This is a genomic window from Vreelandella piezotolerans, from assembly GCF_012427705.1.
Lineage (GTDB): Bacteria > Pseudomonadota > Gammaproteobacteria > Pseudomonadales > Halomonadaceae > Vreelandella > Vreelandella piezotolerans.
This window is the reverse complement of the sequence record NZ_CP048602.1, coordinates 177,746-193,345: the sequence shown is the minus strand read 5'-3', so window position 1 is coordinate 193,345 and position 15,600 is coordinate 177,746. Positions and strand designations below refer to the sequence as shown.

Annotated in this window: 12 protein-coding genes and 3 tRNA genes; 8 read left to right on the top strand and 7 right to left on the bottom strand. The window is 60.8% G+C overall.

All coding sequences use genetic code 11. The features are described 5' to 3' along the window. Positions 1 to 9: 9 nt before the first annotated feature. The 5 genes from GYM47_RS00865 to GYM47_RS00845 form a co-directional block, all read right to left on the bottom strand. A tRNA-Thr gene (locus GYM47_RS00865) sits at positions 10 to 84 on the bottom strand. 14 nt (positions 85 to 98) lie between these two features. After that, positions 99 to 172: transfer RNA gene (locus tag GYM47_RS00860), tRNA-Gly, on the bottom strand. Between the two features lie 106 nt (positions 173 to 278). Next, positions 279 to 362: transfer RNA gene (locus tag GYM47_RS00855), tRNA-Tyr, on the bottom strand. A 125-nt stretch (positions 363 to 487) separates the two neighbouring features. Continuing rightward, entirely contained in the window at positions 488 to 1,327 is an 840-nt protein-coding gene (locus tag GYM47_RS00850) for a type III pantothenate kinase (RefSeq protein WP_139527860.1), read from the bottom strand. Next, a complete protein-coding gene (locus GYM47_RS00845; RefSeq protein ID WP_153843240.1) occupies positions 1,324 to 2,307 on the bottom strand; it encodes a biotin--[acetyl-CoA-carboxylase] ligase in 984 nt (327 codons plus the stop codon). The genes GYM47_RS00850 and GYM47_RS00845 overlap by 4 nt, the downstream gene beginning before the upstream one ends. A 163-nt stretch (positions 2,308 to 2,470) precedes the next feature. Between GYM47_RS00845 and typA the strand changes: the two genes are divergently transcribed. The 6 genes from typA (at position 2,471) to GYM47_RS00815 (ending at position 10,023) form a co-directional block, all read left to right on the top strand. Further along, on the top strand, positions 2,471 to 4,297 hold the full coding sequence (gene typA, locus GYM47_RS00840; protein WP_139527858.1) for a translational GTPase TypA: 1,827 nt from the start codon (positions 2,471 to 2,473) through the stop codon (positions 4,295 to 4,297). A gap of 285 nt (positions 4,298 to 4,582) precedes the next feature. Next, entirely contained in the window at positions 4,583 to 6,019 is a 1,437-nt protein-coding gene (locus GYM47_RS00835; protein WP_153843241.1) for a sodium-dependent transporter, read from the top strand. 54 nt (positions 6,020 to 6,073) lie between these two features. Continuing rightward, positions 6,074 to 6,844 carry an ABC transporter ATP-binding protein gene (locus tag GYM47_RS00830; protein WP_153843242.1) on the top strand — a complete coding sequence of 257 codons (771 nt, stop codon included), beginning with the start codon at positions 6,074 to 6,076 and terminating at the stop codon, positions 6,842 to 6,844. A gap of 104 nt (positions 6,845 to 6,948) precedes the next feature. After that, a complete protein-coding gene (locus tag GYM47_RS00825; RefSeq protein WP_153843243.1) occupies positions 6,949 to 7,677 on the top strand; it encodes an ABC transporter ATP-binding protein in 729 nt (242 codons plus the stop codon). 16 nt (positions 7,678 to 7,693) lie between these two features. Beyond that, positions 7,694 to 8,698: a branched-chain amino acid ABC transporter permease gene (locus GYM47_RS00820; protein WP_139527854.1), complete on the top strand. Its 1,005-nt coding sequence runs from the start codon at positions 7,694 to 7,696 to the stop codon at positions 8,696 to 8,698. Then, positions 8,698 to 10,023, top strand: a complete 1,326-nt coding sequence (locus GYM47_RS00815) for a branched-chain amino acid ABC transporter permease (RefSeq protein WP_153843244.1) — start codon at positions 8,698 to 8,700, stop codon at positions 10,021 to 10,023. The genes GYM47_RS00820 and GYM47_RS00815 overlap by 1 nt, the downstream gene beginning before the upstream one ends. Positions 10,024 to 10,098: 75 nt before the next feature. Here the strand turns inward: GYM47_RS00815 and GYM47_RS00810 are convergent, their stop codons facing one another. Both GYM47_RS00810 and GYM47_RS00805 read right to left on the bottom strand, forming a co-directional pair. After that, a complete protein-coding gene (locus GYM47_RS00810) occupies positions 10,099 to 11,307 on the bottom strand; it encodes an ABC transporter substrate-binding protein (RefSeq protein ID WP_139527852.1) in 1,209 nt (402 codons plus the stop codon). A 97-nt stretch (positions 11,308 to 11,404) separates the two neighbouring features. Beyond that, complete coding sequence (locus GYM47_RS00805; RefSeq protein ID WP_153843245.1) at positions 11,405 to 11,653, bottom strand: hypothetical protein; 249 nt, start codon at positions 11,651 to 11,653, stop codon at positions 11,405 to 11,407. Between the two features lie 66 nt (positions 11,654 to 11,719). Here GYM47_RS00805 and GYM47_RS00800 point away from each other — a divergent pair, with 66 nt between their 5' ends. Both GYM47_RS00800 and rapA read left to right on the top strand, forming a co-directional pair. Next, a complete protein-coding gene (locus tag GYM47_RS00800) occupies positions 11,720 to 12,523 on the top strand; it encodes a TlpA family protein disulfide reductase (RefSeq protein WP_153843246.1) in 804 nt (267 codons plus the stop codon). A 115-nt stretch (positions 12,524 to 12,638) separates the two neighbouring features. Continuing rightward, on the top strand, positions 12,639 to 15,587 hold the full coding sequence (rapA, locus tag GYM47_RS00795) for an RNA polymerase-associated protein RapA (protein WP_153843247.1): 2,949 nt from the start codon (positions 12,639 to 12,641) through the stop codon (positions 15,585 to 15,587). Positions 15,588 to 15,600: the final 13 nt, after the last annotated feature.

The window sequence follows — 15,600 nt, the reverse complement described above, 5'->3', positions numbered from 1 at the left end:
TTTGCAATATGGAGCTCATGGACGGAATTGAACCGTCGACCTCACCCTTACCAAGGGTGTGCTCTACCCCTGAGCTACATGAGCCAAACACATCAAACTGGAGCGGGCGGCGGGAATCGAACCCGCACCATCAGCTTGGAAGGCTGAGGTTCTACCATTGAACTACGCCCGCCGAACTTGCCTGCAGAATGACAATCCGTTGCACGAGAAACAGTAGCTAATGCCCGCTTACCGGCGTTTCATTCCCAAGCGCTGACTAACTCAGCGCTCGATCAATCTGGTGGAGAGGGAAGGATTCGAACCTTCGAAGCTTTCGCGGCAGATTTACAGTCTGCTCCCTTTGGCCACTCGGGAACCTCTCCAGCTGTGGCGGCACATTATGCCAGCCTCCAAAACGGTGTCAAGCCTGCAAACTCTTTATTTATCAAAGCTTGCTGGAAGCAGCACTTCAAAGCACGGCATCCGCTCTGGAACGCGCTGCATTCTGTCAAAGCAGCATCGAGAATGCAAGGCCTGCACGAATTTTTTCTAATGATACCGGCTCTGGTACTCGCGGCGCACCCGACATCTTTCCAGCACGCTCGGCAAACGTGAGCGGATAGCAGGCCTCCAACCCACCATAGACCATGTCGGGCCACACCGCGTGAGGCACTTGCACGCCGCGGGATACCACACGGGCATCGCCGCCGGTCAGCAGCACCGGTAGTGTCACCCCCTGCTGATCGCATACTTCACTGTAAATGCGGTTGATGGCGCTAACGGCGGCCATGTAAATACCATGGTTCACCGCATCCACCGTGCGCCTTCCCGGCTCTAGTAGCGCATCGGCTTCGCTTTCCGGATCGATGGCGACATTGCGTGTTCCCAGCTTCAGGCTCTCTTTCATCAGCCGCAGTCCTGGGATGATAAAACCACCCAGATGCATACCACCCGGTAAGACGAAGTCGATGGTAATGGCACTCCCGCAATCCACCGCGCAGCACCCCCCCGCCAGCTGGTAGCCTGCCAGCGCCCCCATCCAGCGGTCGACGCCGAGTCGCCCCGGCTCCTCGTAGCCGTTGACGACACCGAGCGCCTCTGACGTCGAGCGAGCCACGTACACATGGCGCACCTGGCGCCGCAGCAGCGCGACGGTCTCTTCAAGCACGGCCGTCCTGGCCACGCTGGAGATACGTACCGCTTCCACGACGTCCAAATCGGGAATGTCTGCCCCGGGACGCCACTCCTCTCGCGTCCACACGGCGCCTCGCGAACGGATCTCGCTGCTCTCGGCATCCTTGAGCCGCCACTTCGACAGCGTGTTGCCGATATCCAAATCCAAAATCATAGGCGCCTACGTACGCTAATCTCACCGCCGACCAGGCGTCGCGAGTAACCATTTTCAGTAACCCATAGGTTACCACTTTCATCGACATCCCCGGCGACGGCATCGCTGGAACGCTCGCCTTGAATCACACGGATGGGCAGGCCTGCGTAGGCATGCCGCTGATTCCAGGCATTCAACCAGGGAGCAAACCCGCGGGTTTCGAACCCCGCCAGCATGTTCAAAAGCCCTGCTACCATGTCTGCCGCTAGCTGATTACGCGAAATGCCCGGCTGCGCATCGAACAGCGCCGCCACCGGCTGGTCGATCGTGGCGCGCAAGCTATCTGGCAATGACAGATTCATGCCCATGCCGATGACCACTTCGCAGGGGCCAGCCGCGTCGCCGGTCACCTCGATCAAAATACCGGCCAGCTTACCGAGTTCACCACCCTGCTCGGCCAGCAGCACATCGTTGGGCCACTTCAACTTGGGCGACACACCATAACGTTCGAGCACTTGGGAGACCACCACACCGACGGCCAGACTAAGCCCCTCCAGCGCATTGATGCCGGACTCGAAGCGCCACCCCATCGACACCATTAGGCTCTGCCCCCAGGGAGTCGACCACACTCGCCCCCTGCGACCACGCCCAGCCGTTTGCAGCTCGACGAAGCAGACCTCGCCATGCCCCGCCCCTTGCGAAAAGCGTTCGCGCAGATATTCGTTACTGGACGGCAGCTGATCCTCGACGAATAGCCGTGTCAGTAAATGGCGGGCATCGGCGGGCAGCCGTTCGACGATCTTGGCGCCCTCCAGCGGTTCTAACGGGTAGGCGAGCCGGTAGCCGCGCCCTTTGACGGCCACCAGCTCGACACCCAGCGCCTCTAATTTTTTTAGTTGTTTCCACACGGCGGCTCGGGAAACGCCCAGCGCTTCGCCTAATTGTTCACCGGAATGAACCTCGCCATCGCTTAACAAACGCATCAGGTTACCGATGGTCATGTGCTTGCCCCAACTGGGAAAACGCCTATCTTAACGGAAGCGTCACAACAGCGAAAACTGCCGCGTTTAGGTTATTGACTTGCTGCTTTGTTTAAGACAGCGCTGGTAGTAGACCATCCCCAGACCCTATAATGCCGCCCTATTTTTCCAGCAGGATCGCGTCGTGATCGAGAATCTTCGCAACATTGCCATCATCGCCCACGTAGACCACGGTAAAACTACCTTGGTAGACAAACTGTTAAGCCAGTCCGGAACGCTCGACCGTAAGGCCGAAGGCCAAGAGCGCATCATGGACTCGAATGACCAGGAAAAGGAGCGCGGTATTACCATCCTGGCCAAAAACACCGCTATTCAGTGGCAGGATGGTAATGGCAAGGGTTACCACATCAATATCGTCGACACGCCTGGGCACGCCGACTTCGGTGGTGAAGTCGAGCGCGTCATGTCCATGGTGGACTCGGTACTGCTACTGGTCGACGCCGTTGACGGTCCGATGCCGCAGACCCGCTTCGTGACCCAAAAAGCGTTCTCCCAGGGCCTGAAGCCGATCGTCGTCGTTAACAAGATTGACCGTCCTGGCGCGCGCCCCGACTGGGTCATCGATCAAATTTTCGATCTATTCGACAACCTCGGCGCCACCGACGAGCAGCTCGACTTCCCGATCATCTACTGCTCGGCGTTGAACGGTATTGCCGGCATGGATCCGGAAGAGCTGGCCGACAACATGGACCCGATGTTCCAAGCCATCGTGGACATCGTCGAGCCGCCGAAGGTCGAAGTCGACGGCCCCTTCCAGATGCAGATCTCAGCGCTGGACTACAACAGCTACGTCGGCGTCATCGGCCTGGGCCGCATCACTCGCGGCAGCGTCAAGCCGAACCAGCAAATCAGCGTGATCACTAAAGAAGGCAAGACCCGTAAGGGTAAGGTCGGCCAGGTGATGACCCATATGGGCCTCGAGCGAGTGCAGACCGATGAAGCCACCGCTGGCGATATCGTCTGCATCACCGGCATCGAAGATCTAGCGATCTCCGACACGCTGTGCGACGTGAATAATGTCGAAGCGCTGCCGCCGCTGACCGTCGATGAGCCGACCGTCTCCATGACGTTCCAGGTCAACGACTCGCCGTTTGCCGGTAAAGACGGCAAGTTCGTTACCAGCCGCAATATCAAGGATCGTCTGGATCAAGAACTGATCCACAACGTGGCACTGCGCGTCGAGCAGGGCGAAACCCCCGAGAAGTTCAAAGTCTCTGGCCGTGGCGAGTTGCACCTGTCGGTGTTGATCGAAACCATGCGCCGTGAAGGCTTCGAGCTGGCCGTTGGCCGTCCGGAGGTCATCATCAAAGAGATCGACGGCGTCAAGCAGGAGCCCTACGAAGAAGTCATCATCGACTGTGAAGAGCAGCACCAAGGCTCGATCATGGAAGAGCTCGGCTACCGCAAGGGCGAAATGACCAACATGAACCCGGATGGTAAAGGCCGTGTTCGTCTGGACTTCATCATTCCCGCCCGTGGTTTGATCGGTTTCCGCGGCCAGTTCCTGACCCTGACGTCTGGTACCGGCATTCTAACCAGCCGCTTTGACCACTACGGCCCGCTAAAGCCCGACGCCGCCATCGAGCGTCGTAATGGCGTCATGGTCTCCATGGTCGACGGCAAAGCGCTGGCCTACGCGCTTTACACGCTGCAAGAGCGTGGCAAGCTGATCGTCGACCACGGCACCGAGGTGTACGAAGGTATGCTGATCGGTATCCATAGCCGTGCCAACGACCTGGTGGTCAACCCCACCAAAGGTAAGAAGCTGGATAACATGCGCGCCTCGGGCAACGACGAGAACATCGTACTGACCCCGCCAGTGAAGTTCACTCTGGAGCAAGCCATCGAATTCCTCGATTCCGATGAACTGGTCGAAGTAACGCCGAGCTTTATCCGCCTACGTAAGAAACTGCTCAAAGAGAACGAGCGCAAGCGCTCCAGCAAAAAGTAAGCTGACCGCTGCCGACACAAAGCCCGCCACCGCGCGGGCTTTTTTATGTAAGTTCTCAGCGTAGCAACCTTTTTCGTACGACAGCCCCTCTAGCCGCGCGTTTTGGTTCATCGCCAAGCGTGCTCGTTAACGCACCCTAAACGCTAGTACGCTGGAAAGCGCTGACGTTCTATCGCAAAGTAGCGCTATTCTCAGCACGCCCTCGGGGTGCTGACATGCCATAATTCATACAAGTGTTTGGATACTTACCCCCATCCTGGCACCCCTATACGGACACTCCTTCACATGAGCGGTCATAACGTCTGGACACACAAAGGCACGTTTTTATTGGCGGCGGTGGGCTCTGCCGTCGGTCTCGGCAACCTCTGGCGCTTTCCCTACCTCACCGGTGAAAATGGGGGCGGCGCGTTCATCCTGATTTACGCGCTGACCATTTTTGCCGTGGGCATTCCTATCCTCATCGCCGAGACCATGCTGGGGCGCACCAGCCGTCAAAGCCCCATCATGGGTATGCGGCATTTGACTAAAACGCATCGCACATCACGGGCGTGGGAGTCGATAGGCTGGCTGGGCGCCGCCTCCGCTTTTTTGATTTTGAGCTTTTATTCGGTGATCGCGGGCTGGGCGCTGCACTACACCTGGCTGATGCTCACCGGTTCGCTGGTTGGCGCAGACGCTCAAACCATCAGCGAGGGCTTCAATGCGCTGCTCGCCTCGCCCGGATTAATGACGCTGTACCACACGCTATTCATCGTGGGTTCCTCGCTGATCGTCGGGATGGGTATTCATAAAGGCATAGAGTCGGGCCTGCGCATCATGATGCCTGCGCTGTTCGTCATTCTGATCGTGGTGCTGATTTACGGCATCATCAATGGCGATGTGGGCGCGGCAGCGAGCTTCCTGTTCACCTTCAACATTGGCGATCTCAGCCTGGAAGGCTGGCTGCAGGCCATGGGTCAATCGTTCTTTACCCTAAGCCTCGGTATGGGCGCGATCATGGCTTACGGCGCTTATATGTCCAGCGACGCGTCGCTCACACGGACGGCCATTGCCGTCGCGTTCGTCGATACCGCCGTTGCCATGGTCGCGGGCCTGGCCATTTTCTCGCTGGTGTTCGGCGCGGGCCTGGAAACCGGCCAGGGCCCCGGGCTGATGTTCGTGACGCTGCCGCTGGCCTTTGCCGAGATGCCGTTTGGCGCCTTGGTCGGTGGTGTGTTCTTCATTCTAGTATTGGGGGCCGCCATTAGCTCCTCCATTTCGCTGATCGAGCCGGTCGCGGCGTTCCTGGTCGAGCGCTTCGACATGACGCGTCCCCAGGCGGTCACCATCATGGTCGTTGCGGCTTGGGCCATGGGGCTACTCACGGTGGTCAGCTTCAACGTCTGGGCAGAAGGCACGATTTTCCATACGCTGTTTGGACGCAGCGCCTTCGATGTCATCGAGCTGCTGACCAATATCTTCATGCCGCTGGGTGGCCTGTTGATCGCCCTGTTTGCCGGCTGGGCGCTGACCCAGAGCGAAGTCATGAAAGAGCTCGGCACCAATGCCACCTGGTTCGCTTTCTGGCGCTTTTTAGTGCGTTTCGTCGGGCCGGCGGCAGTATCGTTCGTCTTTTTACGTACGATACCCCACATCGAGGGGTATCTGATTCCAACGCTCGGCGCACTGCTCATCGTGGCGGCTTTTGCGCTTGCCCAGCGTCTGCGCCACTCTAAACCTTGATAACAATATCCCTGCTGCAGGCGGTGACGAGGCCGCCTGCCTTACGAGGACACCATGCAACCGCTTATCGAAGTACAACACGTCAATAAAGCGTTCGGTGGGCTACACGTCATCAACGACTGTTCGATCCAAGTCGAGAAAGGGTCGATCACCGGCATGATCGGCCCTAACGGAGCCGGTAAATCGACGCTCTTCAACCTGATCGCCGGGGCGCTGACGCCGGACAGCGGGCAGATCCTGCTCGATGGCGAAGACATCACCACCTTGAGCGCCGACCAGCGTTTCCACAAAGGACTGCTACGCACCTTTCAAATTGCCCACGAGTTCAGCCAGATGAGCGCGCTGGAAAATTTGATGATGGTGCCCCCCCGACAGGCCGGTGAAAATCTGTTCAATACTTGGTTCAAGCCATCGCTGGTGCGCGAGCAAGAGGCCGAGGTGCGCCGCCGCGCGCTGGAGGTCATCGACTTCGTCGGCCTGCACCATGTGCGCAACGAACTTGCGGGCAATCTCTCCGGCGGACAGAAGAAGCTTCTGGAGCTTGGCCGCACCATGATGACCGATGCCAAGATCGTCCTGCTCGATGAAATCGCCGCGGGGGTGAACCGTACGCTTCTGGGAGATTTAATGGGCAATATCGAGCGGCTCAACCGTGAGATGGGCTACACCTTCCTGGTCATCGAGCACGACATGGACATGATTTCGCGGCTCTGCGATCCGGTCATCGTACTGGCCCAGGGCAGCGTCATGGTGGAAGGACACATCGAAGCGATACAGAACGACCCGGCAGTCATCGAGGCCTACTTCGGCTCGGATGCCGCCTAACCCCGGCAATACGCTTCACACAGTCACGACCAATAGCCCACCCACGGCTACAACAACATGATCGCGTCTGGAGACCCCAGCGCGACGCTTGCTGAGACGCGTTTATGTCATCGACACAGGCATCACCCCAGCCACTGCTTGAAGCACGCGACGTGCACGGCGGTTATGGCAGTATGAATATTTTGAACGGGGTCGATATGACCCTGTATGCCGACGAGGTCGGCGTCATCGTCGGCCCCAACGGCGCGGGAAAATCCACCATGCTCAAAGCCGTATTTGGGCTTCTGAACGTCAACCAGGGCGAAATCCTGCTCAACGGCCAACCCATCCACAATTTACCGCCCAACCAACTCGTGGAGCGAGGCATGGGCTTCGTCCCCCAGGAGAAAAACGTCTTCCCCAGCCTCTCGGTGAAAGAGAACCTGGAGATGGGCGCCTACCTGAAGCCGCAGAACGTCAAGCGCATGCTGGAACAGGTGTACGACTTCTTCCCGCCGCTGGTCGAGAAGCGCCACCAGCCGGCGGGCGAGCTCTCCGGCGGCCAGCGCCAGATGGTGGCCATGGGTCGTGCACTGATGGCAGAGCCCAGCCTGCTGCTGCTAGACGAGCCCACGGCCGGATTATCGCCACTCTATATGAATGAGATCTTTGATCGCGTGAAGAAGATCAACGCCGCAGGTGTGGGCATCTTGATGGTCGAGCAGAACGCCAAGCAGGCCTTGGCGATTGCCGATAAAGGCTTTGTCCTGGCAGCAGGCCAGAACCGCTTTACGGATACCGGGGCGGCTCTGCTGGCCGACCCCGATGTCGCCAAAAGCTTTTTGGGCGGCTAGCCCGGGGGAGAAACGCGTGAACGAACTGGCTTTTTTCATTAATAACGTGGTGATTGCGGGTAGCGTCACCGGCTCGATTTATGCCATTGGCGCGATTGGCGTGACGCTGATTTTCAGCATCATGCGTTTTGCCCACTTTGCCCATGCCGACATGATGACCTTCGGTGCCTTCATGGTGCTGCTGCTCACCACCGCTTTCCCTGCCGTCGGCGCCAGCATTGGCGTCCCCACGGCGCTGATCATGCTGCCCCTGGCGATGCTACTCACCGCCCTACTCGCCGTCGGCATCGATAAGGCCTTCTATAAGCCGCTACGCGCCCATGGCGTAAAGCCCATCGTCATGGTGATTGGCTCGCTGGGGGTCACACTGATGCTACAGGGCTTGATTCGCTTGTTCTCGGGTACCGGCGGACAGAGTCTGTATGTCGATGACCGCAAAGAGATCTTTCGTTTAGCGCTACCGTTCGAAGGCGCGCGGGCACCGATCGTGATCACCGAACCGCAGATCTATCTGTTCGTGATCACCATCGTTGCGGTGATGGCGCTCCACCTGTTCCTCAACCGTTCACGGTTAGGCAAAGCCATGCGCGCCATGTCGGATAATCCGGAGCTGGCCCAGGCATCGGGCATTAATACCAATACCATCGTGGCGGTCACCTGGGTGATTGCGGGCGGCCTCGCAGCGATTGCGGGCACGCTGCTCTCGTTGGACGTGACCTTCAAACCGGACCTGAGCTTCTTCCTGCTGCTGCCGATCTTTGCGGCGGCCATCGTCGGCGGAGTGGGCCATCCTTACGGCGCGATTGCCGGTGGGTTCGTGGTGGGCTTTGCCGAAACCTTGGCCGTCTTCAACTGGAACGTGTTGATACGCCCTTTCCAAGACAGTTTTCCCGAGTGGCTGGCGCTGCCGTCGAATCTTGCCTTCGTGGGCACTGAATACAAAATCGTGGTGCCGTTCTTCATTCTGGTGGCCATCCTGGTGTGGCGCCCGACCGGCCTGTTCAAAGGCAAGGTGATCTAATGAGCCATCCAACCAATACTCGCAACCCGGCCTACACGCCGAAAGACGCCACCCCGCAGCGCCGCTTCCCGCTGCGCGAGCTGGTGCTGTTTGGTGCGCTGCTCCTCGCCGTTTTGGCGGTGTATGCCCTGATGGGTGCGGCCTACAGCACCCGCATGCTGGTCGAAGCCGCCTGTTACGCCATTCTCGCTTTGGGCCTGACGATTCAGTGGGGCTACGCCGGGCAGTTCAATGCCGGGGTGATGGGCTTCGTCGCCCTCGGCGGCTTCTGCGCCATGCTGTTTAGCGTACCGGTCAACGACGCCTTTTGGGGTACCGAGCTGCCGGGTGAGCTCGGCCAAGTGCTGCTCTATGGCCTTGCGGCCACGGTCGTGGTCATCGGTGCCACCAAACTCGACCGCTTGGGTGTGCCCAAAACGCTGCGCACCGTGATCGCCGTAGTGCTGGCGGTGGTACTTTACCTCGTCGTGATCAGTCTGTTGCGCGATGTCACCAGCCAAATTCAGTCCCAGGCGGGCTTTGTGGGCGGATTTGGCCTACCGCCTTGGGTGGGCTGGATCGTCGGGGGCGCGCTGGCCGGTGGCGTGGGCTACTTCATCGGCCATGTGTGTCTTGGGCTGCGCAGCGACTACTTGGCGATTGCCACCCTGGGTATTGCCGAGATCATCAAGGCGTTTTTGAAAAACTCCGACTGGCTGACCCGCGGCACGGCCACGGTCTCGCCGCTGCCTTGGCCCACGCCTGGCCCTGCCGAACTCGGCTTTACCCTCTCCCGCGCCATCTATCTATCGGTGACGGCGGTGGTCATTGCGGTGATTTTCTTCCTGCTGCACCGTGCTTATCACGCCCCTTGGGGGCGAATGATTCGCGCGATCCGCGACAACGAAGTCTCATCGGCGGCCATGGGTAAGGACATCAACAAGCGTCGCCTGGAGATTTTCGTGCTGGGCTGCATTTTGATGGGCCTGGGGGGCGGCATGTTGGGCACGTTCAACAGCCTGTTCGATCCGCAGGGCTACCTACCGCTGAACCACACCTTTCTGGTGCTGGTGATGGTCATCCTGGGCGGCCCCGGCAATAACCTGGGCACCATTTTTGGTGCGGTGGCCGTCTACATCATCTGGATCATGTCCGAGCCGCTGGCGCTGTTTTTGATGGAGCTGTTCGTCGCACTCGGAGAGAACGCCTTTGGCTGGGAGGCACCCAGCAATATGGACAGTCGAGCGCTTCAAGCACGAGTTCTGGTGATCGGCATGCTGATCACCCTGGTACTGCGCTTTGCCCCCAAAGGGCTGCTGCCTGAAAAGATCAAAAGCCACGGCTAATGACACAGGCATCGCCCAACGAAAAGCGCCCCGCTCAATGAGCGGGGCGCATTGCTATCTAGCGATGGTAACGGCTTACAGGTCCACTTGCCCTTTGCTGGTAAAGGTGCCGTTTTCTACGGCCATCTCGACGACCACGCCCGGTACATCACCGTTGTCATCGAACTCGTGGGAGCCGGAGGCGCCTTCGTAGTTGATGTCCGTACCCGCAGCGATCAGCTCGACGGCTTTCTCCCACTCACCGGGCAGGATCACTTCACCGGGCGCACTCGATACGCTGCGCAGTGCTTCCGAGAGCCCTTCACGGTCTGCGCTGCCGTTCTGCTCGATGGCTAGCGCAATCAGGAAGGCCGCATCGTATGCCTGAGCCGCAAACACGGCGCTGGGGTCGATATCCGCCTCAGTCGCTGCGTTGTTAAATATTTCGGTGCCGGGTAGCTCTGGGCTGCCGGGGCGAGTGGCAATCATGCCATCCAATACGTCGGCACCGATCGCTTCGACTAGGCTGTCGCCCACCATCCCGTCAGCGCCCACGTACTGGGTGAACATGCCACTCTCATAGGCTTGACGCAGTACCGTTTGGCCAGACGTGTCAGCGTAGGCCAAGACGACCAGGGTATCGGCACCGCTGGCGGAGAGTGAGCCCAGCTCGGAGCGGTAATCGGCCCGGTTATCTTCGTGGGCGAGGTTCTCGGCCACTTCGCCGCCACCGGCGGTAAACGCGGCGCTAAAGGCGTCCGACAGACCACGTCCATAGTCGTTGTTGACGAAGGTAACGGCCACATAGTCGATGCCTTTATCCAGCAGCAGCTTGGCCAGCATTTCCCCCTGGAAGGCGTCCGACGGCACGGTACGGAAGACCAGATCGTTGTCGTCCAGCTCCGATACCGCAGGCGCGGTCGATGCTGGCGACACCATCAGCACACCGCCAGGGATCGCGGCGTTGTTGGCGGCGGCAATCGTGGCACCGGTGCATAACGCCCCAACGATGGCCGTGACGTTCTCGGAGTTCACCATGCGGTCGGCGGCGTTGGAGGCGGCCGACGCATCGGAACAGGTGGTATCGCCCGAAGGCATGGCCAGGGTTTGCCCCCCCAAGATACCGCCCTGCGCGTTGACCTGTTCGACCGCCAGCTGGGCCCCAGCAAAGATCGGCGGTGTCAGACTCTCGATCCCCCCCGTAAAGCCGCCCAAGAAGCCAACTTTGACCTCCGCTTGGGCCATCCCGGTTAAAGCAAGTGATGAGGCCGCTACGGCAATGGCTAGTGCGCGCTTATTGATCATATTATTTGTCGCTCCCAGTAGATTGAGTGCCCTGACCGTCCAGCGCAGGGCTACCCATAATCTGGAACCGTCCCGTCAAAAACACAAGCAACGGTTTCTAACGCTCGTGGTTTTTCGGCTCTGATGCCTCTAAACGCTCAGCCAGTCGCTTCTGTCGGCGCTTGTTGCGGTACATGCGCACCAGTGCAATGAGCAGCGCACACGCCACCATGACGGCCAGTACCGCGCCCTGCCAGGGGCGGGCACCGTCACCGAGCACGGTTTCGAGAGTAATGATCAGCGCGAGGCCTAGCGCCTGACTGCCTATGGCCAGAGCGCGCAGGGTGTCAAAAGAGGATTGCGGCATCGACATCTCCATCGTGAGTAGCGTGCGTGGTATGGTGCCCTAGTGTACCTGCTTACCGGAATGACGATGAATGCCATAGCCCTCGGCCCCCTGCTGATTTCGACGCCACGGCTTTACGCGCTGGCCTGCGCGCTGCTGCTGCTGCTGAGCAGCCGCTACCTGCTGGGGCTATCCGCCAGACCCCATGGCCGCTGGTTCAACGGCTTGTTGCTCGCCTGGCTCGTCGGCGCGCGGGTGACGTTCGTCGTCCTCCATTGGGAGAGCTACGCTCCGTCCCCGCTGGACGCGCTGAAAGTATGGCAGCCGGGCTATCACGCCCTCGGCGGCCTGCTTGCTGGCTTGCTTTGGACCGTCTGGGCACTGCGCGCGCGGCTATTGGCGATGATCGGCGGCCTGGCCATGACGGTAGGCGCCGCCAGCCTTTGGCTGGTGCTGGTCACGCTATCACCGCTGGGTCAATCATTTGCCGTCACGTCGCTACCCGATGTCACGCTAGACGATCTCGACGGCAACGCGGTGTCGCTGCCGTCGCTGACCCATCAAGGCGAACGCATCATCGTCAATCTGTGGGCCACCTGGTGCCCGCCCTGCCTGCGCGAGATGCCGCTGTTAGAAGAGGCGGACCAGCGCGACGACATTACCGTCGTCGTGGTGAATCAGGGCGAGGACTTGCTGCCCATTGCCCGCTATTTGGACGAGCAGTCGCTCAGCTTCCGTTACCCGCTGCGCGACCCCGAGCAGACGCTGATGGCGCGCTTCCAAGCGCCGGGGCTTCCGACGACGGTGCTCTTCGATACGACGGGCAGAACCCTCGACGTGCACGTCGGTGAACTGACCCGCGCGCAGTTGGAGCGCTGGTTGAGCGATTGACCACGATAGACCTTAATCCCCCCGCTGCTTTGCGTTAGAATCCCCCGCCCTGTTAGCCGCCGGTCACCTGCCCCGGCGGCGTACGACCCGATTTTGACGACTTCCTCGAGGCATCATGAGCGATTTTTCTCCCGGCCAGCGCTGGATTAGCGACGGCGAAGCCGAGCTTGGACTCGGCACCGTGCTTAACTGCGACGCCCGTAGCGTTACCATTTTGTTCAGTGCCAGCCAGGAAACCCGCACCTACAACACTCGCCAGGCGCCGCTTACCCGCGTGATGTTCGGCAGCGGCGACCGCGTTCTCTCTGCCGATGGCTGGCAGATGATCGTCGATGACAGCAAAGAGAGTCGCGGCCTGATCACCTACATCGGTGAAGACAGCGACGGCACTCTGCGCGAGCTGCCCGAGGCCAAGCTGGCCGATACCATGCAGTTCGATCAGGCCCGCGACCGCTTGCTCACCGGTCAAGTCGACCGCAACGACTGGTTTGATCTTCGCTTTCGCACTCTTCACCACTTCCAGCGCATCGAGCAGCACGGGGCCCTCGGTTTTGCCGGGCCGCGCATCGACCTCATACCCCATCAGCTTTATATTGCCGACGAAGTCGCCGGACGCCATGCGCCGCGGGTTCTGTTGGCCGACGAAGTGGGCCTGGGCAAAACCATCGAAGCCGGCCTGATTCTTCACCGCCTGCTGCTGGCTGGCCGGGTAGAGCGCGCGCTGATATTGGTGCCCGACAGCCTGACCCACCAGTGGTTGGTCGAACTGCTGCGCCGCTTCTCGCTGAACGTCACTCTGCTGGACGAGCACCAGAGCCAGGCCCACGGCAGCGTCAACCCGTTCGAGAGCGCCCAGCTCGTGCTGGCCAGCCAAGGCAGGCTGTTCGCCAACATTCATCGCCAGGACCAAGCCCTGGCCAGCCGCTTCGACCTGCTGATCGTCGATGAGGCCCACCACCTGGATTGGAGCCCGGAGAAGAGCGGCCCCGGCTACCAGTGCGTGGAACAGCTCGCCGCCGAGATTCCCGGCCTGCTGCTGCTTACCGCCACGCCGGAGCAGATGGGTCTGGAAAGCCACTTCGCCCGCCTGCGGCTACTAGACGCCGAGCGTTACCACGACATCGAGCGCTTCAAAGAGGAGGAGCAGCACTACGTCGCGGTGGCAGGCGCCATCGATGCCCTGGAGGAGCTGCCGCACACCGCGAGCGCCCGCGAACGCGTCGCCGCCGTGGCCGACGACCGCGACAGCCAGGCGCTGCTCGCCACGCTGTGCCACCCAGAGGCCAGCCCGGAGCAGCAGGACGCCGCACGCGCCCAGCTGCGCGATGCACTGCTCGACCGCCACGGCACCGGCCGCGTGATGTTCCGCAACAGCCGCCGTCACGTAGGTGGCTTCCCCGAGCGACGCCTGCATTTAGCTCCGCTCGAACTGCCGTCGGCCTACCGCCGCGTGCTGCGCCGCCTGGAGCGCGACGACGACTATTTGGACGAGCTGCTGATCGAAACCGGCATGGACCATCCGGGCGTACTGATCTACCCGGACGCCATGTACCGCGAGCTCAGCAACGACCCGCTGAACACCGAGGCCTGGTGGCACATCGACCCTCGCGTCAACTGGCTGCTCGAAAAACTCAGCGACGACAGCGAGACGGGCTTCGCCAACGACAAAGTACTGGTCATTGCCCACCACCGGGAAACCGCAGAAGGGCTCGCGGAGGGCCTGCGGGTCTTGGGCGGCTACCATGCGCCGGTCTTCCACGAAGGCCTGTCGCTGGTCGAGCGCGACCGGGCCGCCGCCGCGTTTGCCGATGAAGAGGATGGCTGCCAGGTGTTGGTGTGTTCCGAGATCGGCTCCGAGGGGCGCAACTTCCAGTTCTGCCGCCACTTGGTCATGTTCGACATGCCGCAGCACCCCGACCAGCTAGAGCAGCGTATTGGCCGCCTTGACCGGATCGGCCAGCGCCACGCCATCGAACTGCACGTGCCTACGTTTACCGGCAGTCCCGGCGAGCGCCTGCTGCGCTGGTACCACGAAGGCATGGACGCGTTCAGCGCGCCCCATGGAGTGGGCAGCGACCTGTTCGATGCCTTTGGCGATGCTCTGGCCGATGCGCTGCTCGACGACGAGATGCTCGACGAGATCATCGACGAGACCCGAGAGATGTTCATCGCCAAGCTCGCCGAACGGGATGCGGGTCGCAACCGCCTGCTGGAACTCAACGCCTGCCGCCCCACGCGGGCACGGCAGGTGATCGATGCCGTGCGCGAGCTGGACGAGGATCCGGCGCTGCCTCGCTACGTGGAGCGTGCGCTGGATATCTTCGGCGTCGACAGCCAGGAGATCGGCAACGGCCTGCTGCATCTGCAACCCAGCCAGCACATGCTGGATGGCCTGCCGGGGCTGGTCAAAGGCGAAGAGGGCTTCTCTGCCACTTACAGTCGCGCCCAGGCACTGGCGCGGGATGACGTGCAGCGGCTCTCTTGGGAGCATCCGCTGGTGCGCGAAATGATCGGCCGGGTTCTCGATGGCACCATGGGCAATACCGCGCTGGCGCTGCTACGCCACCCAGCGATTCCCAGCGGGCGTTTGATGGCCGAACTGGTGTTTCGCACCCACTGCCCGGCGCCCAAATCGCTGCACCTGAACCGCTTCTTGCCGCCCACCGCCGTACGCGTACTGCTGGATGAGTCAGGCGCCAACCTGACCAGCAAGATCTCGTTCACCGGGCTGGGCAAAAACCTGCAGAAGGTGAACAAGTCGCTGGCGCGGGATTTGATCAAGAGCCGCCATGATCAGCTTCGCGAGCTGCTCACCCAAGGAGAAAGCGAAGCCGAGCGTGAACTGCCGAGTATCGTAGAGGCCGCAGAAATCCGCATGCGCGCCCAGCTGGACGCCGAGCTGGCCCGCCTGACGGCGCTGGCGGAGCACAATCCGGCGGTGCGCAGTGAAGAGCTGGAAGCGCTGCAGCAGGAGCGTCAGGCGCTGAGCAGCGCTATCGAAAACACTCGCCTACGACTCGACTCGGTACGGGTGATCATCACCGTCGACCCCAACGCGAACTGAGGCTCGCGACGGG

Bases quoted from the DNA above. Each gene is read 5' to 3' on its own strand.
- GYM47_RS00800 (WP_153843246.1), top strand. From the start codon at position 11,720: ATGAATGCCATAGCCCTCGGCCCCCTGCTGATTTCGACGCCACGGCTT.
- GYM47_RS00830 (WP_153843242.1), top strand. From the start codon at position 6,074: ATGCAACCGCTTATCGAAGTACAACACGTCAATAAAGCGTTCGGTGGG.
- GYM47_RS00810 (WP_139527852.1), bottom strand. From the start codon at position 11,307: ATGATCAATAAGCGCGCACTAGCCATTGCCGTAGCGGCCTCATCACTT.
- rapA (WP_153843247.1), top strand. From the start codon at position 12,639: ATGAGCGATTTTTCTCCCGGCCAGCGCTGGATTAGCGACGGCGAAGCC.
- GYM47_RS00825 (WP_153843243.1), top strand. From the start codon at position 6,949: ATGTCATCGACACAGGCATCACCCCAGCCACTGCTTGAAGCACGCGAC.
- GYM47_RS00805 (WP_153843245.1), bottom strand. From the start codon at position 11,653: ATGCCGCAATCCTCTTTTGACACCCTGCGCGCTCTGGCCATAGGCAGT.
- GYM47_RS00850 (WP_139527860.1), bottom strand. From the start codon at position 1,327: ATGATTTTGGATTTGGATATCGGCAACACGCTGTCGAAGTGGCGGCTC.
- GYM47_RS00835 (WP_153843241.1), top strand. From the start codon at position 4,583: ATGAGCGGTCATAACGTCTGGACACACAAAGGCACGTTTTTATTGGCG.
- GYM47_RS00845 (WP_153843240.1), bottom strand. From the start codon at position 2,307: ATGACCATCGGTAACCTGATGCGTTTGTTAAGCGATGGCGAGGTTCAT.
- GYM47_RS00815 (WP_153843244.1), top strand. From the start codon at position 8,698: ATGAGCCATCCAACCAATACTCGCAACCCGGCCTACACGCCGAAAGAC.